General features: G+C 53.2%; 24 protein-coding genes and 1 pseudogene. 16 read left to right on the top strand and 9 right to left on the bottom strand.

Going from position 1 to position 26220, the window contains the following annotated elements; genetic code table 11:
- Positions 1 to 3003 carry an ATP-binding protein gene (locus XYCOK13_RS19635; protein ID WP_244865282.1) on the bottom strand — a complete coding sequence of 1001 codons (3003 nt, stop codon included), beginning with the start codon at positions 3001 to 3003 and terminating at the stop codon, positions 1 to 3.
- A 361-nt stretch (positions 3004 to 3364) separates the two neighbouring features.
- On the opposite strand from XYCOK13_RS19635, the gene XYCOK13_RS19630 reads away from it, so the two are divergent.
- The 3 genes from XYCOK13_RS19630 (at position 3365) to XYCOK13_RS19620 (ending at position 7687) form a co-directional block, all read left to right on the top strand.
- Positions 3365 to 4399: an HD-GYP domain-containing protein gene (locus XYCOK13_RS19630; protein WP_213413944.1), complete on the top strand. Its 1035-nt coding sequence runs from the start codon at positions 3365 to 3367 to the stop codon at positions 4397 to 4399.
- A gap of 63 nt (positions 4400 to 4462) precedes the next feature.
- Positions 4463 to 6493: a bifunctional diguanylate cyclase/phosphodiesterase gene (locus XYCOK13_RS19625; RefSeq protein WP_308443036.1), complete on the top strand. Its 2031-nt coding sequence runs from the start codon at positions 4463 to 4465 to the stop codon at positions 6491 to 6493.
- Positions 6494 to 6769: 276 nt separating this feature from the next.
- On the top strand, positions 6770 to 7687 hold the full coding sequence (locus XYCOK13_RS19620) for an aldo/keto reductase (protein ID WP_213413943.1): 918 nt from the start codon (positions 6770 to 6772) through the stop codon (positions 7685 to 7687).
- An 88-nt stretch (positions 7688 to 7775) separates the two neighbouring features.
- On the opposite strand, the gene XYCOK13_RS19615 is transcribed toward XYCOK13_RS19620, so the two are convergent.
- The 5 genes from XYCOK13_RS19615 to XYCOK13_RS19595 form a co-directional block, all read right to left on the bottom strand.
- Positions 7776 to 7967 (bottom strand): hypothetical protein, encoded by a 192-nt coding sequence (locus XYCOK13_RS19615; protein WP_213413942.1) that lies wholly within the window; start codon positions 7965 to 7967, stop codon positions 7776 to 7778.
- 343 nt (positions 7968 to 8310) lie between these two features.
- Entirely contained in the window at positions 8311 to 8907 is a 597-nt protein-coding gene (locus tag XYCOK13_RS19610) for a spore coat protein (protein ID WP_213413941.1), read from the bottom strand.
- 169 nt (positions 8908 to 9076) lie between these two features.
- A complete protein-coding gene (locus tag XYCOK13_RS19605; RefSeq protein ID WP_213413940.1) occupies positions 9077 to 9244 on the bottom strand; it encodes a hypothetical protein in 168 nt (55 codons plus the stop codon).
- Positions 9245 to 9480: 236 nt separating this feature from the next.
- Positions 9481 to 9828: a potassium channel family protein gene (locus tag XYCOK13_RS19600; RefSeq protein ID WP_213413939.1), complete on the bottom strand. Its 348-nt coding sequence runs from the start codon at positions 9826 to 9828 to the stop codon at positions 9481 to 9483.
- Between the two features lie 89 nt (positions 9829 to 9917).
- Positions 9918 to 10535, bottom strand: a complete 618-nt coding sequence (locus XYCOK13_RS19595; RefSeq protein ID WP_213413938.1) for a hypothetical protein — start codon at positions 10533 to 10535, stop codon at positions 9918 to 9920.
- Between the two features lie 128 nt (positions 10536 to 10663).
- Here XYCOK13_RS19595 and mutT point away from each other — a divergent pair, with 128 nt between their 5' ends.
- Positions 10664 to 11053 carry an 8-oxo-dGTP diphosphatase MutT gene (mutT, locus tag XYCOK13_RS19590; RefSeq protein WP_213413937.1) on the top strand — a complete coding sequence of 130 codons (390 nt, stop codon included), beginning with the start codon at positions 10664 to 10666 and terminating at the stop codon, positions 11051 to 11053.
- A gap of 108 nt (positions 11054 to 11161) precedes the next feature.
- Here mutT and XYCOK13_RS19585 read toward each other — a convergent pair whose 3' ends face one another.
- On the bottom strand, positions 11162 to 13267 hold the full coding sequence (locus XYCOK13_RS19585; protein WP_213413936.1) for a methyl-accepting chemotaxis protein: 2106 nt from the start codon (positions 13265 to 13267) through the stop codon (positions 11162 to 11164).
- A gap of 228 nt (positions 13268 to 13495) precedes the next feature.
- On the opposite strand from XYCOK13_RS19585, the gene XYCOK13_RS19580 reads away from it, so the two are divergent.
- The 8 genes and pseudogenes from XYCOK13_RS19580 to XYCOK13_RS22395 all read left to right on the top strand — a co-directional run.
- Positions 13496 to 13750 (top strand): hypothetical protein, encoded by a 255-nt coding sequence (locus XYCOK13_RS19580; protein ID WP_213413935.1) that lies wholly within the window; start codon positions 13496 to 13498, stop codon positions 13748 to 13750.
- 28 nt (positions 13751 to 13778) lie between these two features.
- A complete protein-coding gene (locus XYCOK13_RS19575; protein ID WP_213413934.1) occupies positions 13779 to 15215 on the top strand; it encodes a nicotinate phosphoribosyltransferase in 1437 nt (478 codons plus the stop codon).
- A gap of 172 nt (positions 15216 to 15387) precedes the next feature.
- Positions 15388 to 16932 carry a spore germination protein gene (locus XYCOK13_RS19570; RefSeq protein ID WP_213413933.1) on the top strand — a complete coding sequence of 515 codons (1545 nt, stop codon included), beginning with the start codon at positions 15388 to 15390 and terminating at the stop codon, positions 16930 to 16932.
- A gap of 24 nt (positions 16933 to 16956) precedes the next feature.
- The gene (locus XYCOK13_RS19565; protein ID WP_213413932.1) at positions 16957 to 18135 is read left to right on the top strand and encodes a Ger(x)C family spore germination protein; all 1179 of its coding nucleotides are present in this window, start codon (positions 16957 to 16959) and stop codon (positions 18133 to 18135) included.
- Complete coding sequence (locus XYCOK13_RS19560; protein ID WP_213413931.1) at positions 18132 to 18353, top strand: hypothetical protein; 222 nt, start codon at positions 18132 to 18134, stop codon at positions 18351 to 18353. The genes XYCOK13_RS19565 and XYCOK13_RS19560 overlap by 4 nt, the downstream gene beginning before the upstream one ends.
- A gap of 18 nt (positions 18354 to 18371) precedes the next feature.
- Positions 18372 to 19445: a GerAB/ArcD/ProY family transporter gene (locus tag XYCOK13_RS19555; protein WP_213413930.1), complete on the top strand. Its 1074-nt coding sequence runs from the start codon at positions 18372 to 18374 to the stop codon at positions 19443 to 19445.
- A 198-nt stretch (positions 19446 to 19643) separates the two neighbouring features.
- Complete coding sequence (gene udk / locus XYCOK13_RS19550) at positions 19644 to 20276, top strand: uridine kinase (protein ID WP_213413929.1); 633 nt, start codon at positions 19644 to 19646, stop codon at positions 20274 to 20276.
- An 86-nt stretch (positions 20277 to 20362) separates the two neighbouring features.
- Positions 20363 to 20488, top strand: a pseudogene (locus tag XYCOK13_RS22395) (hypothetical protein); the annotation flags it as partial.
- 72 nt (positions 20489 to 20560) lie between these two features.
- Here the strand turns inward: XYCOK13_RS22395 and XYCOK13_RS19545 are convergent.
- A complete protein-coding gene (locus XYCOK13_RS19545; protein WP_213413928.1) occupies positions 20561 to 20656 on the bottom strand; it encodes a YjcZ family sporulation protein in 96 nt (31 codons plus the stop codon).
- A gap of 42 nt (positions 20657 to 20698) precedes the next feature.
- Positions 20699 to 20800: a YjcZ family sporulation protein gene (locus XYCOK13_RS19540; RefSeq protein ID WP_213413927.1), complete on the bottom strand. Its 102-nt coding sequence runs from the start codon at positions 20798 to 20800 to the stop codon at positions 20699 to 20701.
- Positions 20801 to 21127: 327 nt separating this feature from the next.
- Between XYCOK13_RS19540 and XYCOK13_RS19535 the strand changes: the two genes are divergently transcribed.
- From XYCOK13_RS19535 to XYCOK13_RS19520, 4 genes are all read left to right on the top strand, one after another.
- Positions 21128 to 22504 carry a sugar ABC transporter substrate-binding protein gene (locus tag XYCOK13_RS19535; RefSeq protein WP_213413926.1) on the top strand — a complete coding sequence of 459 codons (1377 nt, stop codon included), beginning with the start codon at positions 21128 to 21130 and terminating at the stop codon, positions 22502 to 22504.
- Positions 22505 to 22537: 33 nt separating this feature from the next.
- Complete coding sequence (locus XYCOK13_RS19530) at positions 22538 to 24232, top strand: diguanylate cyclase domain-containing protein (protein WP_213413925.1); 1695 nt, start codon at positions 22538 to 22540, stop codon at positions 24230 to 24232.
- Positions 24233 to 24323: 91 nt separating this feature from the next.
- The gene (locus XYCOK13_RS19525) at positions 24324 to 25310 is read left to right on the top strand and encodes a Gfo/Idh/MocA family protein (protein WP_213413924.1); all 987 of its coding nucleotides are present in this window, start codon (positions 24324 to 24326) and stop codon (positions 25308 to 25310) included.
- Positions 25311 to 25711: 401 nt separating this feature from the next.
- Positions 25712 to 26065 carry a hypothetical protein gene (locus XYCOK13_RS19520; RefSeq protein ID WP_213413923.1) on the top strand — a complete coding sequence of 118 codons (354 nt, stop codon included), beginning with the start codon at positions 25712 to 25714 and terminating at the stop codon, positions 26063 to 26065.
- The last annotated feature ends 155 nt before the right edge of the window (positions 26066 to 26220 follow it).

The following is a 26220-nucleotide window of genomic DNA, read 5'->3' as shown; positions in this document are numbered from 1 at the left end:
TTATTTCGGTATATGGAAGGAGACGCTTGTGCCCAGACCCGGCGCGCTTTGAATATGCAGACCTTTGCCATAAAGCTGCTTCAAGCGGCGATCCGTGTTGCTGAGGCCCACCCCGCTGGTAATGGCGGGCTGCCTGCTCAGCACCTGCCTGAGCAATACTTCCGGCATGCCTGCGCCATTGTCGTGTACAGCAACCTCGACGAATTTTCTTTTATCTTTGACTTGGATGTGCAGCTTGCCGCCTTGGGATTTTCGCAGAATACCGTGATTGACGGCATTCTCCACCAGAGTCTGGATAGAAAGAGGAGGGAGCAGCACCGAGATGCTGCTGTCGATATCCCATTCTATCTGAAGCCGTTCGCCGAACCGCTCTTTCTCGATGTATAGATACGACCGCACCAGCGCCAGCTCGCGTTCAACGGCGATAACCTGGTCGGTATTGTGAAAGTCGAAGCTGGTCCGCAGATAATGGCTGAATTCCTCGAGAAGTCTTTGCATCTTATGGATATCCATCGTACTCAGTGCCGCGATTGAATTGAGCGTGTTGTACAGGAAGTGCGGCTGAATCTGAGCCTGCAGCCATGCCGCCTCCATACGCAACCGATCCTCAATCGACAGCTTCAGCTCGGTTAGAACGCGTACCCGCGACCGAAGCTCGCGCGCATCAACGGGCTTGGTTACATAATCATTCGCTCCGGACTGGAAGCCGGCATAGATGTCCTCCGGCCGATTTCGGGCCGTTAAGAGCAGGACCGGCAATTCGGAGATGGAGTAGCGCTCCCGGATCGTGCGAGTCAGCTCATAACCAGACATATGCGGCATCATCACGTCGGAGATCACGAGGTCGACCTGTGTGGATTCCAACAGTTTAATCACTTCCGTGGCACTGGTTGCTGTTATGATTTCATACTTGCTGCGACCGAGAATATCGACGATAATATGAAGATTGACACTGTCGTCGTCCACAGCTACAATTCTGGGTTTAGTCTGGGACGCGAATTGCCCCGCAGACGGCGCGTTGATCTCGCTGGCTGCGACAGCTCCTTTTTGGCCCAACGTGTGATCGGGCTCAGTCCAGGCAGCAGCGCTGCTATCGGCAGGAAGCTCGGCTGCTCTGTACTGTCCGGCACTTTCTGCCAGCGGCAGAGTGAAGGTGAAGATGGAGCCTTCACCCACAACGGATTTGACCGAAATTGTACCGCCGTGCAGCTCAACCAGCTGTTTGCATATGCTCAGCCCAAGTCCGAATCCCCCGCTCGCCCTGTGCTCGTTAGTGTCTCCTTGCTCATACTGCGCAAAAACCCGGACTTGCGTCGTTTCGTCCATGCCGATACCGGTATCCTGCACGCTAATATAAGCTTTGCCATCCTCGGTTCTCGCGCTAATCGAGATTTCTCCCTGATCGGTAAACTTAATCGCATTGTGCAGCAGATTGAACAAAATTTGAATCAGCCTGTTCTCATCGGCCTGTACAGCCGGAAAGCTGTCGCTGATGTGAAGGCTGAGCCGTACCGGCTTGCCCTGCAGCATATACTTGAGCATTTCGCAGACGCCGGTTGCGACGCCTTGCAAGCTGACCCGCTGCAATTGCAGTTGGATCGTATTTCCCTTCAGACGGGCCACATCCAGCAAATCGTCCAGCATGCGCGACATTCTCCTGGAGACCGAAACCTGCACCTCCAGCCGTTGTCTGAGCGCCTCATTCGCAGAAGACTTGGGGTCGTCCAATATGCTCTGCGCAATGTTGATGATCCCGTGCAGCGGGTTGCGCAGCTCATGCGAGGTATTAATCAGGAACTCATCCTTCTGTTCATTGGCTCGTTGAAGCTTCTCCGCAAGAATGGTCGTCTGCTTACTGGAATGGAAGTAACGCCTGAACCAGAAGGCCGCGAACAACAGGAGGCATATGCTCAGATCGACCGGATAATGGGTCGTCCCGGGTATCCATCTGCCGGCAATAATGGTCCATACAATGTTGTTGCCTAAGCAGACACAGCTCAAAATGAGGAAGATCGTGCCCACTTGCCCCCGATTCACCGATCTCAACATGTAGATCGATATGCCGACTGAACCCAGAAAGACTATTCTGAGAAAAAACGGATAGCTTGGCAGCGTATAGTCCGACGGCGCCAACAAGAGAAACAGGGCATAGCCCGAGCAGTAGAGGGCATACCAGCGCAGCAGCCGGTCATGACCTTGAATAGGAAATACATGCTTGAGCACCAGCGGGATGTAAGCCATGACGCCGACGTAGGAAAGCAAGCTGATTTTGGGCTGGAGCTCATAAGGGATCGTCAGCCAGACATACAGCAGCTTGTCATCCACTGTAAATATACTAAGTATGCCGCAGAAGACGAGCATGGCGAAATAATTCAGACCCCGGTTAATGGCCCCGAGCAAGTAGAGCAAGAAGGCGTACAGGCCGTGGATCAGGAAGAGCATGCCCAGAAGCAGCTGCGACCCGATTGAGATCATGTTGCGCATTTGGATGGCCTTCTCTGTACCGAAGTGAATTTCCTTGATAATGCCGCCATTCCCAGTGTGATCTGCAGCATGAACAAGAATCTCAATACGCTCTTCTCCCATCGGAAGGGACACCGTTCTGGGCAAGTCAGTAGGACGGTAGTCGCTCTTCTGCTCCGAAGGAAGGCCGTTTTGCACGGCAAGCTGTCCGTTTATATAGATCGACGAAGCATTATTGATTTCATAGATGCGCAGCTGCAGGGAATGCTCCACCCCTTCGTCCAGCAGCACAATCAGCCGGTATGTTCCGTACATGTAGTCGGCCTTTTGATGGGCAAAGGCACTGTTCCATGAGCCAGGCACCCGAACGAATGCTGACTCTGGCAAGGAGGCCGCGGGCTCGCCAAGCCTGTCAGGCTCAAGGAGCGCAGACGGATACAGCATCCACTCCCCGTCAAGAGGAATCGTGCGATTATCCGGTATGGACCATCCGCGCAGGTCGACAATGCCGTTCACCGCCGAAGGATGCTCGATAGGCATCTGCACGCTATACCATGCCAACCGAACGGCAGACAAGGCTAACACGAAAATTATGATGATTAGGAGGGATTGTCGCTTTCTAATAGTATTCAACATCTTTCTACTATTCCACTTCAAGGCGCTATATCCTCTCTGGATTGGACGAGGAACACCATTTTTTTTTAGGTAGAAAAAAATGTCGGGAGAGGTGCTGGCCGCTGCTCCGTGATGCTTCCTCCTTGATATCAGGCTTGCTCGACAATGTTTACAGTCCTTTCGCGAATAAGATAGAATCTTGTAGAGAAATTGTAGAGCTGGTGCCGTCATACTGGGTGCAGCGCACGACTCGAAGATGCATGGCAGAGGGAGGGAGGGCTGCTGGATGGAGAAGCGAGCACTTTCTTCGCAGCAGATTATGGGCAGGCGCATCTTGCGGGATATCTTCAACGCCGGCGGATTGCTGCTTATTTCAGCGCATTCCATCATCTCGACCGAGCATATACAGATACTGGAGAGGCACGGCATTACGCTCACCAGTCAGGACGTTGCGGAAATGGGGACCTACTCGGAAGCGGAGGCGTTCGAGTACGGGCCAGTCATTCAAGAGGCTGTCGTGCAGGCGAGGCGTCTGTTTCACGAGATTCGGGAGACGAGGGAAATTCCGCTGGCCGATTTGCGAAAGAATGTGATTCCGATCATCCAGGAGGCAGCCCGAACGCAGCAATTGTTCGGCTTGTTTGCTTGCCTGCAGGCCAAGGATGATTATACGTACCGGCATAATATAGCGGTAGGGACCATTGCGAGCTTGCTCGGCATTTGGCTGAAGCTCCCGCAGCAGGAGCTGATGCAGCTGGCAACCGCCGGATTGCTTCATGATGTTGGGAAGATGCTCGTTCCCGAAGAAGTGTTGAATAAGCCGGGCAAGCTCACCGGGGAAGAATACGAGATCATGAAGAGTCATACGGTGCTGGGCTACGGGATTCTGCGGGAGACCGTTGGCGTCAACCACAGACAGGCTCTGGTTGCCCTGCAGCATCATGAGCGAATGGACGGGAGCGGCTATCCGTTCGGCCTGACACAGGAACGGATCGATGCATTCAGCCGCATCGTTTCCGTAGCGGACGTGTTTCATGCCATGACTTCCAAGCGGGTGTATCGCCATCCGGCTCCGTTCTATGAGGTGCTCTCGCAGATGGAGAAGGACATCTTCGGCGTGTTGGACCCCGTCGTCACAAGGCTGTTCATCGAGAAAATTATGCAGTCCCTGATTGGTCATTCGGTCAGGCTGACCGATGAGAGCGAAGGGATTATTCTCACAGTTCACCCGCACAACCCGACGCGTCCGCTCGTACAGGCGGGGAGCCGGTTCGTTGATTTGAGTCAGGACCTGTCTCTGCACATTCAACAAATTCTATAGCGGGCGTCCGGAACCGTGCCTGATGAATAATACGGAGGAGAGAAGCATGGAGGGAGGTATGCAGTGAACATCGTAGAAGGCAGCTATAATGTTTGGATTGTGGCGCTCTCGATACTGATCGCGATACTGGCATCTTATTCCGCCCTAAGTATCGCGGCCAAGATCTCACAATCTTCGGGGCGCACAAGATTTATTTGGTTATGTGCCGGTGCAGTAGTAATGGGAAATGGCGTCTGGTCGATGCATTTTGTCGGCATGCTCGCCTTTCATTTGCACGCGACAGTATCCTATGATATTGGATTGACGCTCCTATCCATGGGAGCCAGTGTCATCTCTTCGTTTATAGCATTTAGGATCACTATGCCGAAGGAGACGAAGGGGGTTCATCTTGCGATTGGCGGCTTTTTCATGGCGGTCGGCATCGTATCGATGCACTATATCGGCATGGAAGCGATGATGATGCCGATGGAACTGACCTATGATCCGGTACTGTGGGCACTGTCAGCCGTGATTGCCTTTGTCGCAGCCTATGCGGCTTTATTTTTATTTCTCCAGTTCCGCAGCCGACCAACCTCCAGCTTGTGGAAGTGGCTGTCTGCGGTAGCGATGGGCATCGCGATATGCGGCATGCACTACACTGGCATGAAAGCGGCTATCTTTCATGGAGACGCGCACATGGCTATGGACCATGGCACGTCCCACGTCAACGGATTTTTACTGCTCGGTGTTTCGCTAACGATTTTTATTATGCTGTTCGTTTCATGGGGAGCGATGTTTTTCGACCGTCATGTTCTGGAGAGAATGGCGTACCGGGACACGATTACTGGCCTGCCCAACCGAAATGAGATGAACCGGTTTTTCGATACGTATGCCGGCAAGGAAAGCATGAGTGTGCTGTTTCTGGATCTCGACCAGTTCAAGGCGATTAATGATACGCTGGGCCATCATGTCGGCGATCTGCTCGTTCAGCAGGTCGGACACAGGCTGCAGCGATTTGCAGGCGGGGACCTGGAAGTGTTCCGCATAGGCGGAGATGAATTTCTGATTATTGGAAAGTGTTGCGATCAGAAGCAGGCCGAAGAGTTGGCTGCTCGCCTCCTGCAAGAGATTAAGCAGGTGTATCATATCGATGGGCACGAGCTGTATGTGACTGGCAGCATTGGCATCAGCACCGGCTCTATTCAGGAAGCGGATCGCTCCATTCTGTTGAAAACAGCCGATACGGCGATGTATAAGGCCAAGGGTTTGGGCAAGAATCAGTACTGTGTATACACCGACGAGATGGGCGTGCAGGAAGTCCGGAAGATGGAGCTGGAAAAAGACCTGCAGCGCGCGCTGGAACACAATGAATTCTATATGGAGTACCAGCCGAAGTGGAATGTGAAGACGAATCAACTGTACGGATTCGAGGCTTTGATCCGTTGGCATCATCCGCGGTTGGGCATTGTGCCGCCAGGCGAATTCATCCCGATAGCGGAAGAGACGGGCCTCATTATCCCGATTACTCGCTGGACATTGGAGCAGGCTTGCCGCGAATGCAAGGCATGGCAAGACCGGGGCATGGCGCAGCCGGTATCGGTCAATTTGTCTGTGCGCATGTTTCAGACCGACACGCTGGTAGAATACTTGACCAGTGTGCTGAAGAAGACGGAGCTGGGGCCGCAATACCTCGAGCTTGAAATTACAGAATCGATGGTCATCTATGATATTCAGGAGATCGTTCGCCAGCTGGATATCATCAGGCGAATGGGCGTGCGGGTATCGATGGATGACTTCGGGACCGGGTATTCCTCCATTGGATTACTGGATCGCATTCCGATCGACGCGCTGAAGCTGGACCGCTTGTTCACCCATGACTTGGAGACGCCCAGCAAACGGGCGATTGTGCATGCCATTGTCTTGATGGCGGAGAACCTGAAGCTCGATGTCATTGCAGAAGGGGTAGAAAATCAGGAGCACATCGCATTCCTTACAGAATTGGGCTGTCATGTGATGCAAGGCTATTTCTACGGTCGGCCAATGAAGGACGACAAGATCACGGAATGGCTGCAAGGGTTTGCGCAAGAAGGACTCGGAAGACCGAAGGAAGGTTGAGGGATATCAGCCTGAAATGAATCATGATGAACAAGCCCGGCAGTGGGGAGTGTCCCCCAGCCGGGTTTTCTATGTATTCCTGCCAGACAGGCATAGGCAAGACGAGCGCCCCTTGCGAACCTGCACCGGCTGTGGCACAATCAAGGGGAGAGGTGCGGCGATTTCGGCAAACGTTTACACATGGAAGGCGGAAGCCTGCATCTGTGCGCACGAGCTGACGCTTCGTGCCGAACGCCGTATGCGGGACTATAGGCAGAACAAACAGGAGGGCTATGCATGAGAACGATCAAGCTTGGAACGAGCACCTTGGAAGTGCCGGTTGTTGCAGTCGGCTGCATGCGCATCAACTCGCTGGACAAGCCGGCAGCTGAGCGTTTTGTGCAGACGGCGCTGGAGGAAGGCGCGAACTTCTTTGACCATGCGGACATTTATGGCGGCGGCAGCTGCGAGGAGATTTTTGCCGACGCGATCCACATGAATGACGATGTGCGGGAGAAGATCATTCTGCAATCGAAGTGCGGCATTCGTCAAGGCATGTTCGATTTCTCCAAGGAGCATATTCTGGCATCTGTGGACGGTATACTGAAGCGACTCAAGACGGACTACCTGGACGTTCTGCTGCTGCATCGTCCGGATGCGCTGGTTGAGCCGGAGGAAGTAGCGGAAGCGTTCGATCAGCTGGAAAGCTCCGGCAAGGTGCGCCATTTCGGCGTATCGAACCAAAACCCGATGCAAATTCAACTGCTGAAGAAGGCGGTCAAGCAGCCGCTTGTGGCCAACCAGCTTCAGCTTAGCATTACGAACGCGACGATGATTTCCGCAGGCATCAACGTCAATATGGAGAATGATCCGGCTGTAAATCGGGATGGCAGCATTCTGGACTACTGCCGCCTGCACGACATCACCATTCAGCCGTGGTCGCCTTTCCAATATGGCTTCTTCGAAGGCGTGTTCCTGGGCAATGAGAAATTCCCTGAACTGAACCAGAAGATCGATGAGATCGCTGAGAAATACAACGTAAGCAACACAACCATTGCCATCGCCTGGCTGCTGCGCCATCCGGCGAATATGCAGCCGATCACCGGCACGATGAATGTCGAACGTCTGAAGGACTGCTGCAAAGCGAGCGACGTGCGCTTGACCCGCGAGGAATGGTATGAGATTTACCGCGCTGCAGGCAATGTGCTGCCATAAGGCGTAACAAGGATTGAAAAAAAAGGAGCTGCCCGCCAAGAGTTCGATCTCTTGTCCGGGCAGCTCCTTTTTCGCGAGGGGCTTCGTGTTATTTCGGGTGGATATTCCCGATAATCATAAAGGTGAAGATGAACAGGATGCAATAAAAGGATAGCGCAACAAATACGGTGTTAGCCGTCGTATACCCGGTTTCGCTTCGAATTTTCTTCAATAGAGAGACCAAGTTGAAGAAGAAGACCAGGCACGTAATAGGCAAAACAATAAAGAATAGAAATATCATGATGCATTCTCCCAACATTTCTGATTGAGTGCCCCCTGGGGGGAGCTTTTACATTCTATTGAATGTATCGTATCTGTAAACCATATACTCTGAACCAGATATTTGACTAACATGTTCTGGGTGTGTAATAGCGACTACCAACTCACAAAAATATAATATCATGTTTTGGTGATATTCGGGATAGTGTTGCGATAGTCAGTCCGAGAGGCATATTTACAATGTCGGGTTTGGTGCGGCATGGTCTATTCATAGCGATAATTTATTGCTGTTTTTTTGCGGCTGAAGTCACGCATTAAACACAAGAGGCCTCGACGGGTGTCGAGGCCTGGTTCGCAGCAGCTGCTTACATCATGTGCGTGCCATGCTGGTGCATAGGGGCTTGCTGTGCTGTGCCGTAAGCATGCATGAAGGTGTTGGCCGTAGTATCCTTCAATGTAGGTACTTGGTAGTAGCCTTTGTGGTTGGCATATTGGAAGCTTTCATAGGCCATGTCTGCAGAGCTGTTGGCAGCGGTTTGCATCATCTGGCGGAGTGCTGGATTCGCCATTTCCAAGGTGGCTTTCATTTTCAGTCCGGCGGTTTGCTTGTGGCAGTTGACCAGGCAGATCGTCACGTCCACATCGTCAATTTCCTCTACGCTGCCAGCTGGCATCTGAGTTTGCGGATTGCGCAGCCCGTATGTCGGTTGGAACGATTGGGGCATCTGCATTTGCATCTGGCCGCGGCGGGCAGGAACAGCTTGGGAGCCGCCCTGCTGATGGGCAGTCTGCACCATGTGGTTGTACTCCATGACCATTGCGTTGATTTGTCTGTCCATCATAGCTTGAAGCTGCTGATCCTGGGCATAAGGGCGGTACAGTCGCATTGTGTTCAAGCCGTGGATGGCGTCGTTCAAGACTTCATGCAGCTCCAGTACTTCGTGAGCGCCAAGAGTATTCATGGGTTTCGTTGACCTCCAAGAGATAGATTGTCGTGCCTGCGGCACTCTACAATTATGTCCGGCAGCGATAGTTATATGCAAACTATGTCATAAAATGCAGAAATTTGTTCCTGACCAGATGTGTCCTAATAGTCTAGCTAGAACGGCCCCATTAGCTTTGTTTTTCGCATTATTCTTCCTGGTTTTCATGCTCGGCATATTCTTCAACGGTATTGTTCAAACCGGTTGGATCCTCTACGTCGCCCAGCCGATCATGGATAAAATCCGCTACCTCAGCGATCTCTTCGAAAAAATGTTGATCTGTGGCATTTTCCAGATTCTTTTGCTCGTCAGGCATTCGCTTGTTCCCTCCATTTCCGTTTATTCGGTAGGGTTGCCCGCACATCCGACGATTATCCGTATGGGAAAAATGGGTGACAATGTATTTGACAAAGTTCGACACGAGGTAGTAAGATCAAGCTATTCCAGCGAAGATCCCGACAGGACCAGTTGCGTCATCATGTCAGACCTCTCAGAATGTAACGGGGCGGGGAAATTCGTTTTGTGAATAGGGCCCCAAGACGGGTCCTTTTTTTATTGCTGGTTTTTCTCCTTTTGATGCTCTTGAATGATGATGGCCTGTGCCAATCCGGTAATGAACCCGACGAACAGAACGGTTGTGAGCAGAGAGTAACCGGCTGTGAACAGCTTCCCGGCAACTGTGGTAGGCGTGAATTTGGAATCGCCGACCGTCGTAATCAGCATGGCACAGTGGTAGACGGCGTTGACGAAGCTGGTCTTTTCTACCGTGATATAGAAGATGACGCCAATGCAATAGAACAATGCCAGCATGAACAGAAGAACGACGAACACCTTTTCCGTTGAAAAAGCATGCTTCGTCCGGCGGCCCAAATTGTACACGCTTCTCAGGAAACTGCCCATCGTCTTCGCGTCCTCCCAAGCTCAGATTCGACTATGCCGGTACATGCAAGCGGTGTCCACGCATCAGTGTGGGGCAAAATCTGCGGGATTCATACGCTTGTTTTTGGTTTGGTTGCTTGCCATATCGTGCTGAGCAGCAGGAAGAATAGGAGATCTACATAATACATGACCTTCCAGAAATAACTGAGCGCATTCAGCTGGGGAATCTCGAAGTAACCTTGATGCGGCAGCCGAATCCAATCCTGAAAGAAGAATAGCCCGGCAGGCGGCACAAGCGTGCCGATGTCCACCGCATACCAGATTGAATGGAGCAGCAGGAAGGCCGCAGTATGCCCCAGCATCCACTTTCTGCGGAAGCGCATATAAGGAAGGAGAGAGGCCTCCTTCACGACACGGTGCGGCGGTTTGAATTTCTTTTTCAGATATTGGTCCATGAGCGCAAAGTCCGATTTCCCAAGCGTAAAGGCATAAATAAAGAACAGGACAATGACCACCTGAAAGAACGAAATTTCCCCTGTATGTACAAAGTCCACCACCACAAGCAGTCCCTGAAACAGATTGCACGCGAGAATCACGATCAGCAGTACAATACTGGCTTGTTCCAGACCATAACGGTAACGAAGAATAAGGAACGGCACAGCGAGCACCCATATCAAAACTTCCGACAGAAAGAAAAACAACCACTCATGCTCATAAATGAATGACATCGACTTCCCCCTTGCGCGTTGGAACAAGTAGCGCCAGCGTTGGACAGGGCCCTTTAGTGTGACTTATATTCAAAAGAAGGACAAATTATGTTAGGGCTGCATCAATAGAAGGAAAGAGGGGGACGAAGTTGATCGAGGTAGCGGCAGCGATCATTGAGGACGAAGAGAAGCGGCTGCTTATTGCCCGCCGGGCTGCGGACAAGGCGCAGGGCGGAATGTGGGAGTTCCCGGGAGGCAAGCTCGAGCCGGGCGAAACGCCGGAGGCATGCTTGAAGCGGGAGCTGCGTGAAGAGATGCGCATTGACATTGCGCCTTATGCAAGGTTTGGGGTGAACGAGCATGACTATGGCACAGTACGCATTCGCCTGATTGCTTACAAAGCGACATATCTGAGGGGGGACATCCGGCTGGTCGATCACGACGCATACTGCTGGGTCGCGCGTTCGGAGCTGCAGCACTATGCATTTGCTCCGGCGGATGTTCCGTTTGTCCGTCGATTAAGCGAGGAAAGCGGCTAATCTCCTTCGTAGACAAAAAACCAGCTCCCGCACGCAAACGAGCAGGGGAGCCGGTCATTCTCTTAGATGATGGGAAGGACGCTCTATGGGGAGCGCCCGTATCAGGAATCAAGCCTGGAACTTTTTCATCTCCCCGGCTAATTGATCTGCGGATTCATTCAATGTATCAATCACCGCTTGCACTTCTTCCATCGAGGACAGGAGCTCCTGGCTGGATGCGGAAGTGACTTGGGTTTTGTCCAGCGCTTGCTGTGCAATGGCGGTCAATTCGGTGACCGAAGCAGCGATTTCCTCGGTGCCGGCAGACATCTGCTCGGATATGGCCGAGGTATCCCGAATTTGCTCGGCTACCTGCTGAACAGAGTCCAGTATGCTGTGGAATATGGCGCTCATCTCATCCATGCTCTTCAGCCCAAGCGCAGCAGCCTGCTGTCCTTCAAGAATCGCGCCATCCGCTTGTTCTACAGAAGCGGCAATTTCCAGCACGATTTGGGCAATGGACTCTGCCGCTTGTTTGCACTGCCCAGCCAGCGCCCGGATTTCATCCGCCACAACGGAGAATCCTTTCCCTGCTTCGCCGGCTCTTGCTGCCTCTATGGCAGCGTTCAAGGACAGAATATGTGTCTGGGCGGTGATGTTGGCAATATCGGAGACGATGTCGCCGATTTTCCGGGAGCGCTGTCCCAGCACCTGCATCGTCTCGACAGATCGGTGAACCGTCTGATGAATCTGCTGCATGCGGGCGGCAGTCGATACCAGCGTGTCATTGCCGCTTTTCGCCTGATTGGCTGCGTCTTCGGCCAGCTCCGATATGGAGGAAGTAGCCTCGGCAATGTGCTGTACGCCAGCTGCCATCTCGCTCATGGCACGGGAAGTTTCGTCCGTCGCTTCGAGCTGCCTGTCCGCTCCGGCGGCGACCAGCTGGGTGGATTCCGCGATCTCCTCGGTGGCGCTTACGGTCTGCTGCGACATGTCCCTTAAATGGCCGGAGGCAGCAGCGATCTGTTCCATCATCGTTTGGTTCAAGCGAATAAGGTTCCCAATGCTTTCCGCCATGGCATTGAAGGAATGCCCTACATCTCCCAGCTCATCACGGGACTCCACGACGATCCGGGCTTTCAGGTTGCCAGTAGCAAGCTGGTGGGAACTCTCGTTCAAAGCCGCTACGGAGCGCTTGACGCTCCAATAGAAGCTGAGGAAGAGCAGAGTTGCCAGCGAGAATGACAGGAGAAGGCTGGCGAATACCAGGTTCCGATTGAATTTCGCTTGTTCTAGTCGCTCGAGCAGCAGTCTGTCCAGTGACGCTATGACGGCGTCGAAGAACAGGGATGCCTCATCGATCGTCTGCGTGCCTCGAGCGAAATAATCGCTGGGCTCCATGGTAAGGGAGCGTTCGATGAATTGCTCTGCGATAATTCGGGAGTAGTCTTCAGCTGCCTCTATGCTCGCTGCCGATAGCTTTTCCAATTCCTCCCGCAGCGATGGATTGTAGGACAGAACGAGCTCCTGAACCTTTGTCATGGCTGCTGCCGCCCGGTCCATATTTTCGGTGGCCAACATGAAAGACAGCGTCTGTTCCTCGCTGATCCGCGATGCGGCTAATATGCCATTGCCGCTTCCTCGGGCTTGTCCGACCGTTTCGATAAGCGCTGGCAGATGATTGGTGCTCAGGGTGGCCAGATAGAAGGTATCCAGCCTGGCGTCCAGGGTGAGCTGAGACTGATCGGCAATGGTTGTGATCAAGCCTTGGATGTCCCCGATCAATGCGGTGTGCGCCTGAAAGCTTTCTTCCGGAGCCAGGCGAGCGTAAGCTTCCTTTAAGTCCAGCCATGCGATGCGAATTGCTTCCCATTCCTCCTCCAGCGCAAATGCGGGATCAGCTTGCTTAAGAAGACTGTCGCTGCTTAGAAGGTATTGTTCAATTGCCTCTTGGCTTTCCAGGATGGCGACTTCGGAAGAGCTGTCCCCATTCAACCAACCGTTCGCCAGACCTCTGTGCTTTTGCATCTCCAGTATAATCGGCTCCAACGACGCGATATAGGAGACGCCTTCCAGCTCAAGGGACAGTTGATGGATATCATCCCTATGCGCTTGGATCAATTGATGGAGCATGATCAAAATCGGAATGCAGAACAAAGAGGTAATTAAGAGAAACTTCTGCGCATACTTGGCACGGTTCATCAGGCGGATAAAGGGTCGAAGCAGAGTATTCATGTGTAAAACCTCCCGATATCTGTGTAGTCGCAAGGCCTGTCAGCTGCATGGAGCAAGGACCAACTGACACGGCTCTTGATTGGATAGGATTTATCTTACATGAACTTCACTTATGATGCAATATTTTCCTGACATCGAAGAGGGGATTTTGTCGAATTTTCATAAAAAATACATAATGGAATAGAGGGGTAAAGAAAATATGTTAGAAAAGATGACATAAGTGCTGCGTTGCCGCTGCTCCCACTTTATCTCGATCTCCTCCGACTCGAAGATGAACGCATCCAGCATATTCCGCCGAACAACGGGCTGCGGATACAAACGCCTCATTCCCCGCAGACTATAAGCGGCATCGTATATCCGGAGACCAAGCTATACCCGCCGCATCATATTAGGGGGACGAAGGGGTATTGGGCAATCGAACACTTCCAGCAGGCGATGGGCGCGACGCTGCTGCGGAACGGCCAGCCGGCCCCGCTGCCGTGAACACTTGCATAAAGGAGAACCTCAGGCTATGAACGCACTGGCTTTGCATACAGACAAGTACCAAATTAATATGATGTACGCGCATTGGGCTAATGGAACTCACCGGAACCGGGCGGTGTTCGACATGTATTTCCGCAAGCCTCCGTTCGCCAACGGCTATGCGGTGTTCGCGGGACTGGAACGCGTAGTACGTTATGTACAGGAGCTGCGATTTACTGAGGAAGAGCTGGATTATTTGGCCGGGCAGGAAGAGGGGTACAGTCCGGATTTCCTCGAGGTCTTGCGCAGTCTGCGCTTTACAGGGGAAATCTATAGTGTTCCGGAGGGGACGATCGTCTTTCCCGGGGAGCCGCTTATGCGAATCGAGGCGCCGATCCTGGAAGCGCAGCTTATCGAAACGGCACTGCTCAATTTCGTCAACTATCAGACGCTGGTTGCTACCAAGGCGGCGCGCATCAAGCATATTGCGGGGGAAGACGGTCTGCTGGAATTCGGGACGCGCCGCGCCCAGGAGGCGGACGCAGCTGTATGGGGAGCCCGAGCCGCCTACCTGGCAGGCTTCCATGCGACTTCGAACCTTCGGGCCGGCATGCTGTTCGGCATTCCGACGAAAGGCACCCACGCCCACTCATGGGTGCAGATGCATGATTCGGAATCCGAGGCGTTCGACCGGTTTGCTGCTGCATTGCCCGACCAAGTGACGTTGCTGGTCGATACGTATGACACATTGAGGAGCGGCGTGCCGAATGCCATCCGCACAGCCAAGGCGATGGAAGCGCGAGGGAAGCGCATGCAGGCGATCCGCCTGGACAGCGGCGATTTGGCTTATTTGTCGAAGCGGGCTCGCGCCATGCTCGACGAAGCCGGGTTGTCCTATGTGCGCATAGTCGCTTCGAATGATCTGGACGAGCACATTTTATTCGATCTGAAGGCGCAAGGGGCCAGGATCGACACTTGGGGAGTGGGCACAAAGCTCATCACGGCGAAGGATGACCCTGCGCTGGGCGGTGTATACAAGCTGGTCGCCAGGGAACAGGCCGGCATCTTGAAGCCGGTTATCAAAATTTCAGCTAATCCGGAGAAGGTGACGACTCCCGGCGCCAAAGAGGTGTACCGCATCATCAACCGGCAATCAGGCAAAGCCATAGCCGATTATATCGCCTCCGTTGAAGAAACGGATATGCAGGAGGGAAAGCCGCTGCGGCTGTTTGACCCGATCCATCCCTATTTGCAACAGGAAGTCGGGGAGTATGAAGCGATCCCTCTGCTTCAGCCTGTATTCCAGAAGGGAAAGCTGGTGTACGACCTCCCTGGCATCGAGCATGCACGCGCCTTCCATCGGGAAGGGCTCCGTCAATTCTGGCCGGAATATCTGCGGCGCATGAACCCGGAGAAATACCCTGTCGATCTGAGTCCGAACCTCTGGCAAATGAGGGAGAGGCTGCTGCAGGCGCACATGCGTTGAAAATGCATAATCAAAGCCGATATGCTGTTGAATCGAAAGCCTGGCGTCAAGCCCCGCGTCCGTGAAGGATAGCGGGCTTTTTCTTTCTTCAGGAAGGGTACGGGCGAATAGAGTAAAAGGTTGCCTTGCTGCGCACAATAAAGGCACAGAAACAATTGGAAAGGAATTGCTTATGCGGAACAAGGCTAAGGCGGGGAAGCCCGCATCTACAGAGCTGTATAAGGAGAGCAATTGGCCGGATGCGCTGCAAGCAAATTTGTCCGAATCCCTTGAAGAGAATTGCGAAGTTCTGAAAGAGGCGTTTCGGAGTTGCTATGATGTTGTGTTTCGCGAGGTGATTCACGAGCGGACGGAAGCGATTCTGGTGTATATAGAGGGGATCGTCCAATCGCAATTGTTGGATAACCACTTGCTGCGTCCGCTGCTGATCGATCTGGCGGCCGAGAGCCAGTCAAAGCCCACCCTCGATTCGCTTGAGAAGGAGACCATAACGTTATCCAAGATTTCGAGAACAAGCAAGATGAGGGAAGCGGTGGAGGGCATCTTGTCCGGCAACGCCGTGCTTCTGCTGGATGGCTTCGCGGAGGGCTTTGTTCTCGAGGTCAAAGGCGGCATCAGGCGAAGCGTAGAGGAACCCACGACGGAAGCGGTTATTCGCGGACCGCGCGAAGGCTTTAACGAAAGCATTCAAACCAATACAAGCCTCATTCGATTCAAAATCAAGTCTCCCCGGTTGAAGACAGAACTGTTCACCATAGGGGCAGAGACCCAGACAAGCGTAGTGTTGACTTACATGGAGGGCATCGCCAACGCAAAGGTGGTGGAGGAAGCGCGCAAACGCCTGTCCAAGATCGATATCGACAGTGTGCTGGAGAGCGGGTACATAGAGGAAATGATTGAGGATCAACCGTTTTCTCCCTTTCCCCAGCTGCAGTACTCGGAGCGGCCCGACACGGTCGCAGGCCAGCTGCTGGAAGGGCGGTTCGCCATCTTCGTAGACGGGACCCCGTTCGTCTTGACAGGCCCGGTCACCTTCTGGCAGTTTCTGCAGGCCAGTGAGGATTATTATGAACGTTTTTTGATCAGCACCTTTATTCGCTGGCTGCGCTTCATGTTCATGTTCATTGCCTTATTCCTCCCTGCCTTGTATGTAGCAACGACGACCTTCCACCAGGATATGCTGCCGACGAGCTTGATCTTGAGCATAGCGGCAGCCAGAGAGACGATTCCGTTCCCGGCGGTCGTCGAAGTGCTCATTCTGGAAATCTCCTTCGAGGCTTTGCGGGAGGCAGGGATACGTCTGCCCAAGACATTGGGCCAGGCGGTCAGTATTGTCGGCGCGCTCGTCATCGGCCAAGCGGCGGTCGAGGCGGGGATCGTATCGGCGCCTATGGTGATCATTGTCGCCTTGACGGGGATCGCTTCCTTCACGATTCCTCGCTTCAATATGGCGATAGCTATTCGCATGCTGCGCTTCCCGCTCTTGATCCTGGCAGCCGTCTACGGGCTGTTCGGCATTATTATCGGCACGTTGCTCATTGCCCTCCATCTGGTCCAGTTGAAATCTTTCGGTGTGCCGTACATGTCGGGCATTGCGCCATTAAGGGAAAAAGAGCTGAAGGACATCTTGACGCGTGCGCCATGGTGGCGCATGATTTTCCGGCCGCGAAGCTTTATAGGACGCAACTGGAAGCGGGGAAAGCGGCCGAACTATTAATCCGCTGATTCGGAGGGAATTAGGATGGTAAGGAAGATGACGTCTGTTTTGGCCATGGTCAGCATAATAGCGCTGTTGAGCGGCTGCTGGGACCGAAGGGAGATTAATGACGTGGCTTTCGTCATGGCTACGGCATACGACAAAGATGAGGAAGGCTATCGCGTCAGCTTCCAGTTTCCGCTCGTAGGCCAACTTGGCTCACCCGGAGGCGGCGGTGGCGGAACAAGCGGGGGGAAGTCCTGGTACATGGACTCTGCCACAGGCTCCACGATTCGCGAGGCAGACGACCATCAGCAGCAATCATTGCCAAGGGAGCTCTATTTCGGCCATCGCCGCGTGCTGATTTTCGGCGAGGAGCTGGCCCGGGACAATATTGCCACGGTTACGGACATTTCTGCCCGTCTGCCGGAGAATCGACTGACCGCACTGGCCGTCGTTGCAAAAGGTCAGGGCCGCGATATTCTCAATGCAGAATCAACGGTGGAGCGCATTCCTTCCGAGATGATTCGCGAGCTTGTGATCCAAACGATGGGCAGGCCCATCACCATTAAAATGATGATCGACAATCTCAAATCGGACGGCGTGGACTTGATGCTGCCCGCAATAAAATTAGCCAAGACCGAACCTGGATCGGCTGGAAAAGCTGAGTCGAGCATCAAGCTGGTCAACTTTGCCGTGTTTCGAGGCGACCGGTTATCCGGATTCCTTGATGAAGAGTTGACGCAGGGCCTGCTGATTAGCTCCGGATATGTTAGAGGCCCCTATATTACAGTCAATCCACCTGAAGGAAAAGAAGGGCGAATGACCGTACGGCTGGTGGAGATCGAGCAGCAAATTACGCCGCTGTCCACGACGCCCCCATATACCTACGAACTCAGCATCAGAGCTAGAGGCGGGGTGGCAGAAAATCAGTCGGATTTCAATTTGTCTCATGCATCGCATTTGGTCCAGGTAGAACGAGTGTTGAATGACCGGATCACTACCATGGTGGAGAAGGCGTTAGAGGAACTGAAAAGACTCAAGTCCGATCCGCTCGGGTTCGGGGATGCGTTATACCGCAAACATCCCGATATTTGGCATGAGATCAGGCATGATTGGCATGAGGATTTCTACTCAAACATTCAAGTAAAGGTGAACAGCGATATCCATATTGAGTATCCGGGCAGCCTCATCTTTCCTACACGGAAAGGGGTGTCGCAATGAACCTGAAGCTTGTGCTGCTGATCGGCTTTGTACTGATTGCCGCCGTTGTGCTGGAATGGAGAAATTTGCGCAAGGCCTCTCCCGGCAACAGGTGGTTTTTCCTCATCATGCTGCTTGCCAGCGGCGGGCTGTGGATTTATATCACAACCGGCGTGCATGTTCCGCGGCCGATTAATTGGCTTATGGCTGTGCTGGAGCCTTTCGATCCTATTCAATAGCAGAAGGAGTGCGACACTGTGGCGAAGATAACGGAATGGCAATTAATCTTGATCGGCGCTGCGTTCATCTTGGACGCAACTTTAGTGAACGTGCCGAACCAAGTGATCAGCGCTGCCCGGATGGATTCGTGGCTGTCCTATTGCATCGCGTTTTTCGTTATGATGCTTCCGCTGTATCTCCTGGCCAAAGTTTCGCACCGTTTTCCCAATAAGGATTTGTTCGAAATATTGATCGGTCAGTATGCGATTGCAGGCAGAGTTCTGGCAATGGGCTACATGCTGTTTTTTTTCTATATTTTCATTAGAGACTTGCGGATGGTTGCGGATTTCGTCAATCTCGCGCTGCTGCGGGAGACGCCGATGATCATGGTTTTGTTTCCGGTCATCGTAACCGTCATTCTCATTACCAAAGGCGGTCTAGAAACTATTGGCAGATTAACTGAAATCTGGTTTCCGATATTGGTGATCGTGATCGTAGGAATCTGTATGATTATTGCTGCGGAATTTGAATATCGCTATCTTACGCCCATGTTCGAGTATGGCATTGGCCCTTCGCTTGAGGGATGCTGGTATGTGCTGTCGTATGTGGGGGAGGTCATTGCGATCCCGTTCTTGTTCACAGGCGGAACCTTTCGTTTCAAACACGGCTTTTATGCGCTAGTTATCGGCGTTGGCAGCTTGCTGCTGTTGAATTTTTACACAGTGCTGACGTTAGGCGTCCATATTCCCCAGATGACGCTTTATCCTACCTACGAGATGGTGAGGCAGCTTCGCATTACCGATTTTCTGGACCGCTTCGACTTGCCGTTAGTCGGCATTTGGCTGGCCACGATGCTTGTCAAAATCGCCTTCAGCCTGTATTTCATCACGCTTGGCACAAGCCGGGTATTTCGCGGTGTTTCCGGCCAGCTCTCTGTTACAGCGTTCGGCATTCTCGGAGCGATTTGTTCCATCTGGTTTTTCGAGAATGCCATCAGCCTTTTCAATTTCAACAGTCCATGGACTGCGCTGGGGCTCGTGTTCCAGCTGTTTCTGCCCATCGTCATCTTCGGCATGATGCGGCTGAAGCGCAAGGCAGCTTCCCGTCATTGACCGCATCCGGCATACTCGCGCACGTGATGGCTATCGTTCCCTTTCAGCCTCTGGCCGTTAGTGGCAAAGGCTCTCGGCTTCTCATGCAGCGGGAACAATCTCATGCGAAGGCGATCAGTCAACAATCGGCCAGGATTGTGCTACAATACAGAAATCGAATAGAACGTTGCATAAGACTGGCAGGAAGGGAAGAAGCGCATGCTTATCATTGGTATCGCCGGTGGAACCGGCTCCGGCAAGACGACGGTCGCCCGTTCGGTGATTGATCGCATGGGTGCAGACAAGGTGACATTCATCTCTCAGGACAATTATTACAAAAATCAAGCTCATCTTAGTATGGCGGAGCGGGAGCAGATCAATTACGATCATCCGCTTGCCTTCGACAATGATTTGCTGGTGGAGCATCTTCGCAAGCTGGAGGCTGGTGAGACGGTGCATGCACCCGTTTATGATTTCTCCATTCATGCCCGTTCCGAGACCGAAACGGTGAAGCTGCTGCCGAATCCAATTGTCATCATCGAAGGCCTGCATGTGCTGTCCGACGAGAATGTGCGCCAGATGCTGAATATCAAGGTGTTCGTCGATACAGACCCGGATGTGCGCATTCTGCGCCGGGTGCTGCGCGATATCGAGGAACGGGGGCGCACCATTCAGTCGATTCACGACCAATATTTGCGTACGGTCAAGCCCATGCATGAAGCCTTCATTGAGCCGTCCAAGAAATATGCGGATCTGATCATCCCTGAAGGGGGACATAATGAAGTCGGCGTGCAGCTGTTGACCGTGCTGACGGAGAAGTATTGGTCCGGTGCGGCATCTAGCGGGAAATAAGGGAGACGGGGGATTGGAAGAACCATGGAGCGTCTTGAACAGCTGCTGCTTCGGTTGGATGGAAAGGGCTACAAAGCCTATAAAAGGAACAGGGTCTGGATGCCATTTCTCCTTATGTCGGCAAGCATCCGGGCGATCTTGCCTTGCCGCGGAAGCAGGAGCTGGCCGCAGCTTTGAACCGGTTGCGCTCACTGGTTGTTCTTAATAGTTAGCATATATACTTTATTTAAACATGAAGGAGCTGCCCGTTGATTATGGGACAGCTCCTTTATCGGATATGCGGGTTACACGTAGAATGTGCGGCTTATGATGACAAGCAAGATGAACAGCACCAGAATGGTGCCTGTATTTGTCCAACCATATCCAGCTGCTGCGGACATGTTTATCCCTCCTTCAATCCGAATCAGTCGGACTCACTGCGATCAGACCAAGATAGTCCGACTAATGATGACGAGCAAAATGAACAGCACAAGGATGGCTCCAGTGGACGTAAATCCATAGCCTGCACCAGCGGCATATGCCATAATGCATTCCCTCCTTTTGCTTTGATACCTTACTCTATGGCGCATGCATCCGTTATGTATAAGCAGACGCCCGGCCAGCCAGGAAATCGTCATCCGCCTATGCGCGGACGCAGAGGCTGTCATAAGGATTGGAGTAGACGGCGGACGATTTAGCGTACATTTACTGGGAAGCTGGCGGGGGCGCGCAAGCGGCGAATTGGAGAGAGGGCTGGCCAAACAGGAGAAAAACAAAGCCGAACCCACTTCCAATCTGTACTTCTGAGCAGGGTTGGAGTATAATTTTATATAATTTTAGGTACTTGTGCATGTGAAGGAGATTAACCGGTTATGAAAACGATAAACCTATTGCGTATGATCACGGCATTCCTCCTGCTAGTGCTCGTGACGGCAGCTTGTACAAGTACACCGACCGTCCAGAACTTGAATCAGACAGCAGAACCGACAGATAGTAAAACGGTTTCTCTGGATATGTGGATCATCAGCAACGATCAGAAGCAGTATCACGATTTGCTCGATGTGCTCCAGCCATATCGGGAAGCCCATCCGGACATTGCATTGGAAATTAAGGTTTTGGACTGGGCCCCGGCTTGGTCGACCATCGTGAAAGCGGTTTCGGAAGGGACTGGGCCGGATGTGCTCCAATTGGGCACGACCTGGGTGCCTGCCATTGCGGCGATGGACGGACTGGAAGAGCTGACGACGCTCGTGGATGAAATCGGCGGGAGCGAATCCTTCTTGCCGGCCAGCTGGCAAACGACCGGGATTCAGGGGGACCCGGCGATTTATGCCATTCCCTGGCATGTGGACGCACGCGCGGTCTATTATCGTACGGATGTATTCGAGCAGGCTGGGATCGATCCGGATGAAGCTTTTGACAGTTGGGAGTCCTTCCTTGAGGCGCTGCGCAGCGTCAACGGAACGAAGATAGATGGCGCAGCGGTTCATGCATTCGCGATACCCGGCAAGCATGATTGGGACATCATGCAGAATTTCTTCCCATGGATATGGGGAGCCGGCGGCCAGGTGTTAACCGCAGACGGGCAGCAGGCTGCTTTCAACAGCGAGGCCGCGCTCGAAGGCATCTTGTATTACATGAATCTGGTGCGGGAAGGCTTGGTGGACGAGACTTCATTGGCCAAGAACAGCCGGCAGGTGGAAGACGACTTCGCTGACGGCAAGTCGGCCGCCGTCATTTCCGGACCTTGGCTGGCCTCCAGGCTGGCCACGCCCCATGAGCGGGGCGGCAAAGCCGAGACCGTAGCGGCCCGGCATTATGCGATTGCGCCGATCCCTGCCGGACCCGAGGGCCGCGCTACATTCATTGGCGGCAGCAATCTGTCGATTGTGAAGCATTCCGAGCGCAAAGCGGAAGCATGGGAACTGATTAAGTATTTATCGAGTCCGGAAGCTCAAGCCAGATATGCCGAAGTGACGGGCTTCTTGCCAGCAAGGCTGGAGGTGCTGGATGCAGCCGCCAATGAGCCGGATACCGCGCTGGCAGCCTTCGCTGAGGCCGCATCGTACGGCAGGTCCTTCCCGTCCATTCCGCAATGGGGGCCGATCGAGACGACGCTGGTCAATCATATTTCCGCTATCTGGGATATGGTTGCGAGCGATTCGGACTATGAGGACAAGATCCGCGCGGTTTTGAACGATGCGGTGGAAGAAGTGAACAGCATCCTGGAGCGGAGTCGACAGCATTGAGGTGAGGAACTCTCTCGCGCGGAGGGCGAAGCTATGAAACGACCTGTCAACGAATGGAAGACCGCGATTCGCGGCGTTCTGCGCCGTACATCGTTTCGTTTAACGATATCTTTGCTGATCAGTGTGATCGTGATCGTGTCGATTTTGTCCGCCTTTTCCTACAAACAGTCTGTGCGCATCGTCGAGCAGGAGACTGCGGATGCGGTGCTGCAGACTGTCGAGCGCACCGGCAAGCACCTGGAGCATATGCTTAGGGAATATGCGTCCTATCTGGATATGATGGTGTACGATCAGGAGCTCCTCAACAAGCTGATTGTGCTGTCGACTCCGCAAGATGCCGCAGTCTATGAGCGAACCGAACTGGAGCTTGCCCAATTGCTCCGGTCTTATACGTACGGAAAGCCGCTCGGAGAAAGCATTACCGTTTTTTCGCTAGATTATCATCATGTGGTGTCTACTTTCCCGAACAACTTGATTCACCCGATGATGAAAAGCGGCAATGCGGAAAGGATACGGCAAATCGATTGGATCCACAGCTTGGATGCTGCGGAAGGCCCGACAGTGTTCTTGGATGCCCGCGAAGAGGCATTCGTCAGCACCAATCCGCAGGAAGCGTACTTTGCTGTTGCGAGGAAGATGAGCGATCCGCTAAATCCATCTTTGTCGCTGGGGATGATTCTGCTGGAGGTGTCCACCGCCCAGCTTCATGCCGCGCTCGACGGGTCCGCGCAGACGGGCAACAGCGGGTATGTCATCTTGAGCGAGCAAGGGCGAATTGTGGATGCCTCTGAACCAGCCCTTGCTAGAGGAAGTCTGCTGGATGCATCGATTCTGGAGGAGGTCATGGCCGGGAACGGACGTGGCGGAACGTTTACTTCCAGCGAGTGGATGGATCGCGACCATTATTATGTCTACTATGAGACAGACCCGGCCGGATGGTACGTATTGAGCTACTATCCGAGAGAGGAGCTGCTCGAGCCGGTTCGCCAGCTATTGTGGAATTTCCTGTGGCTGGCGGTCGTCTGCAGCGCGGTTGCCGCCATATGCGTCGGCTACTTGGTGCATCGGGGGGTTGGCATTCCGCTTCGCCATCTCCATCGGGTCATGCGTGAAGGCGAAGCCGGGAATATAGCCGTGCGCACGACGGATAATCCGGATAACGAGATTGGCGATTTGGGCAGGGCGTTCAACCAGATGATGGAGCAAATTACGCTGGCTTATCACGATACGTTGACGAGCTTGCCGAACCGCCGCTTTTTGATCGAAAAAATCGAGCAGCTGATAGAGGAGGCACAGACATCGCAACACAGATTCGCAGTGTTGTTCATGGATCTGGATCGGTTTAAGGACATTAATGACACATTAGGGCATCATGCGGGAGACCAGCTGATTCAGAAAATCGCCAAGCGATTGCTTACCTGTATGCGAGAGGGGGATACAGTAGCGAGAATAGCTGGAGACGAGTTCGTCGCGCTTCTCCCGCTAAGAGAGTCGGACACCCAAGAGGCGGAACAAGTAGCGGCTTCCATTATGCAAGCTGTCCGGAGACCATGTGTCATCCTCGGGCAAGAGATTCTCGTGACGACGAGCATCGGCGCCGCCGTATATCCGAAGGATGCCGCGGATGCGGAAGGTTTGCTGCAGGCGGCAGACCGTGCGATGTATGAAGCGAAGGCATCCGGCAAGGATGCGGTAGTCGCCTACCGGTCAACGATGGATCGTGCGTAGACAAAATTCATAAAAAATTCTACATGGTTCATAGGCAGAGTATGCCATAATGGTAAGGATGATGTACCAATTCATGGGAGGGACAATGAAGATGGCAGAACGCACAATTAGATGGGGCATCATGGGCCCGGGTTGGATTTCGTCGCAATTCGCAAAGGATTTGCTGCAAGTGGAAGGGGCCGAAATGGTGGCGGTTGGCTCCAAGTCGCTGGAGCGCGCAGAAAAGTTTGCCAAGGAGTTCAACATTCCTCGTGCGTATGGCAGTTACGAGGAGATGGCGCAAGATCCGGAGGTCGATATTTTCTATGTCGGCACGCTGCATCCTGCGCATAAGGACAATGTGATGACTTGCTTGCGCGCTGGTAAGGCTGTGCTCTGCGAGAAGCCATTTACGATTAATGCTGCCGAAGCGGAAGAATTGGTTTCCTATGCGAAGGCCAACAAGCTGTTCCTGATGGAGGCGATGTGGTCGCGCTTTTTGCCGCCTCTGGTCAAAGTGCGGGAATGGATGCAGGCCGATTTGATCGGAGAAGTACAGCTCGTACAGGCGAACTTTGGATTCGATATCGGGTATCAGCCTGAGCACCGCTTGTTGAACAAGGAGCTCGGCGGCGGGGCTTTGCTGGATGCTGGCATTTATCCGGTTTCCCTTGCCTCAATGGTGTACGGCAAGCAGCCAAGCAAGATTATGAGCAGTGTACATATTGGCGAGACCGATGTGGATGAACGCTTCTCGCTGCTGTTCGAATACGACGACGGCCGGAAGGCAATGCTGAACGGTTCGGTGCGGCTTGGCTTGGTCAATGATGCGTTTCTCTACGGCACGAAGGGATACATTCATATCCCGAATTTCCTGTTTGCCTCATCTGCATCGCTGCACGTGCGTGACGAGGAACCGGTTCACTTCAACTGTGATCGCCAAACGAAGGGTTACAATTATGAGGCGATGGAAGCGATGGCATGCCTCCGTGAAGGTCGGACCGAAAGCAGCGTAATTCCTGTAGACGAAACGCTGCAAATTATGCAGACGCTCGACGCAATCCGGGCGCAATGGAAGCTGAGCTATCCAGGCGAGTAATAATTGTAACGGAATGAGGGACTAAAAAAGGCGACGAGCGTGGCAGGATCAGACGTAAGTTTGCCTGCAGTCCCTTCCGTAAGCGCAAGCTGTTTTTCCGGTCCAGAAAGGACGCGAAAGCTCCGTACCCCAGAAGCGTGTTGGCGTACGGAGCTTTTTGTGCGCTCGGCAGCAGGAATGGCTGGCCAATGACGAATGATCGGCTGCGGCGAATAGCAGGATAGCTCTTATGGTTTGCACAGTATGGGCGACAACTTACATGAACGTATGGCTGCCAACTGCTCTTATGGCGGTAACGCAGGCCTTGGCCCTTGGCCGCACCGTCCTCCATATCGGCGTAAAAAAAGATTTGACAAATCTGTGAACGCCGGTAGAATGAAGGAAAAAAGGGGCGGATCACGATGAATGAACAACAGCCGGTCATGAAGCAGAAGCCGGGCGCGAACGGGCAGCGGCAGTCTGGGATGAACATGCCGCAGCAGCGCATGAAGCGGCAGTCGAAGATGAATGAACAGCAGCAGCAGGTGTGGACGTTGGCGAGCAGACTGACTTCCGTAACGGTGCTGCTGGGCATTGCTGCTTTTGTGGCCAGCTTTTTTGCATCAGGCAGCAGCATGCGGGAATATTTGATGTTCGGCGGCATTGGTCTGGCTGTCGCTGCTTGCTTCCTGTTTGCGCTTGGCCTGATTTTTATGCTCATGCTGGAGGCTGCCGGAGGCCACGAGCACGCGGAGAAGCAAGCGGTCTCCTCGTAAGAAGTGAGCGTAACGAGCAGACCCGTCACTTGCTTGAGGGAACCGTTCATTCATCGAATCTTGTGTCATGTTGCCTTGCCGTTTGACCGGCTTGCCAGCACCTGTGTTCGTGGAAGGTGAAATAGAGGGAGCGATTGCACTAGCCTTGCATCAAA

Source organism: Xylanibacillus composti (assembly GCF_018403685.1).
GTDB classification, from domain to species: Bacteria; Bacillota; Bacilli; order Paenibacillales; family K13; genus Xylanibacillus; species Xylanibacillus composti.
This window is presented reverse-complemented; position numbering and strand designations above follow the sequence as displayed.

Excerpts from the sequence above, each read along its gene's own strand:
- XYCOK13_RS19545 (WP_213413928.1), bottom strand. The coding sequence starts at position 20,656 with ATGTCCGCAGCAGCTGGATATGGTTGGACAAATACAGGCACCATTCTG.
- XYCOK13_RS19565 (WP_213413932.1), top strand. The coding sequence starts at position 16,957 with ATGGTAAGGAAGATGACGTCTGTTTTGGCCATGGTCAGCATAATAGCG.
- XYCOK13_RS19610 (WP_213413941.1), bottom strand. The coding sequence starts at position 8,907 with ATGAATACTCTTGGCGCTCACGAAGTACTGGAGCTGCATGAAGTCTTG.
- XYCOK13_RS19560 (WP_213413931.1), top strand. The coding sequence starts at position 18,132 with ATGAACCTGAAGCTTGTGCTGCTGATCGGCTTTGTACTGATTGCCGCC.
- XYCOK13_RS19595 (WP_213413938.1), bottom strand. The coding sequence starts at position 10,535 with ATGTCATTCATTTATGAGCATGAGTGGTTGTTTTTCTTTCTGTCGGAA.
- XYCOK13_RS19615 (WP_213413942.1), bottom strand. The coding sequence starts at position 7,967 with ATGATATTTCTATTCTTTATTGTTTTGCCTATTACGTGCCTGGTCTTC.
- XYCOK13_RS19570 (WP_213413933.1), top strand. The coding sequence starts at position 15,388 with ATGCGGAACAAGGCTAAGGCGGGGAAGCCCGCATCTACAGAGCTGTAT.
- XYCOK13_RS19605 (WP_213413940.1), bottom strand. The coding sequence starts at position 9,244 with ATGCCTGACGAGCAAAAGAATCTGGAAAATGCCACAGATCAACATTTT.
- XYCOK13_RS19630 (WP_213413944.1), top strand. The coding sequence starts at position 3,365 with ATGGAGAAGCGAGCACTTTCTTCGCAGCAGATTATGGGCAGGCGCATC.
- XYCOK13_RS19530 (WP_213413925.1), top strand. The coding sequence starts at position 22,538 with ATGAAACGACCTGTCAACGAATGGAAGACCGCGATTCGCGGCGTTCTG.
- XYCOK13_RS19525 (WP_213413924.1), top strand. The coding sequence starts at position 24,324 with ATGGCAGAACGCACAATTAGATGGGGCATCATGGGCCCGGGTTGGATT.
- XYCOK13_RS19600 (WP_213413939.1), bottom strand. The coding sequence starts at position 9,828 with ATGGGCAGTTTCCTGAGAAGCGTGTACAATTTGGGCCGCCGGACGAAG.
- XYCOK13_RS19520 (WP_213413923.1), top strand. The coding sequence starts at position 25,712 with ATGAATGAACAACAGCCGGTCATGAAGCAGAAGCCGGGCGCGAACGGG.
- XYCOK13_RS19635 (WP_244865282.1), bottom strand. The coding sequence starts at position 3,003 with ATGCCTATCGAGCATCCTTCGGCGGTGAACGGCATTGTCGACCTGCGC.
- XYCOK13_RS19620 (WP_213413943.1), top strand. The coding sequence starts at position 6,770 with ATGAGAACGATCAAGCTTGGAACGAGCACCTTGGAAGTGCCGGTTGTT.
- XYCOK13_RS19540 (WP_213413927.1), bottom strand. The coding sequence starts at position 20,800 with ATGGCATATGCCGCTGGTGCAGGCTATGGATTTACGTCCACTGGAGCC.
- XYCOK13_RS19585 (WP_213413936.1), bottom strand. The coding sequence starts at position 13,267 with ATGAATACTCTGCTTCGACCCTTTATCCGCCTGATGAACCGTGCCAAG.
- XYCOK13_RS19535 (WP_213413926.1), top strand. The coding sequence starts at position 21,128 with ATGAAAACGATAAACCTATTGCGTATGATCACGGCATTCCTCCTGCTA.
- udk (WP_213413929.1), top strand. The coding sequence starts at position 19,644 with ATGCTTATCATTGGTATCGCCGGTGGAACCGGCTCCGGCAAGACGACG.
- XYCOK13_RS19575 (WP_213413934.1), top strand. The coding sequence starts at position 13,779 with ATGAACGCACTGGCTTTGCATACAGACAAGTACCAAATTAATATGATG.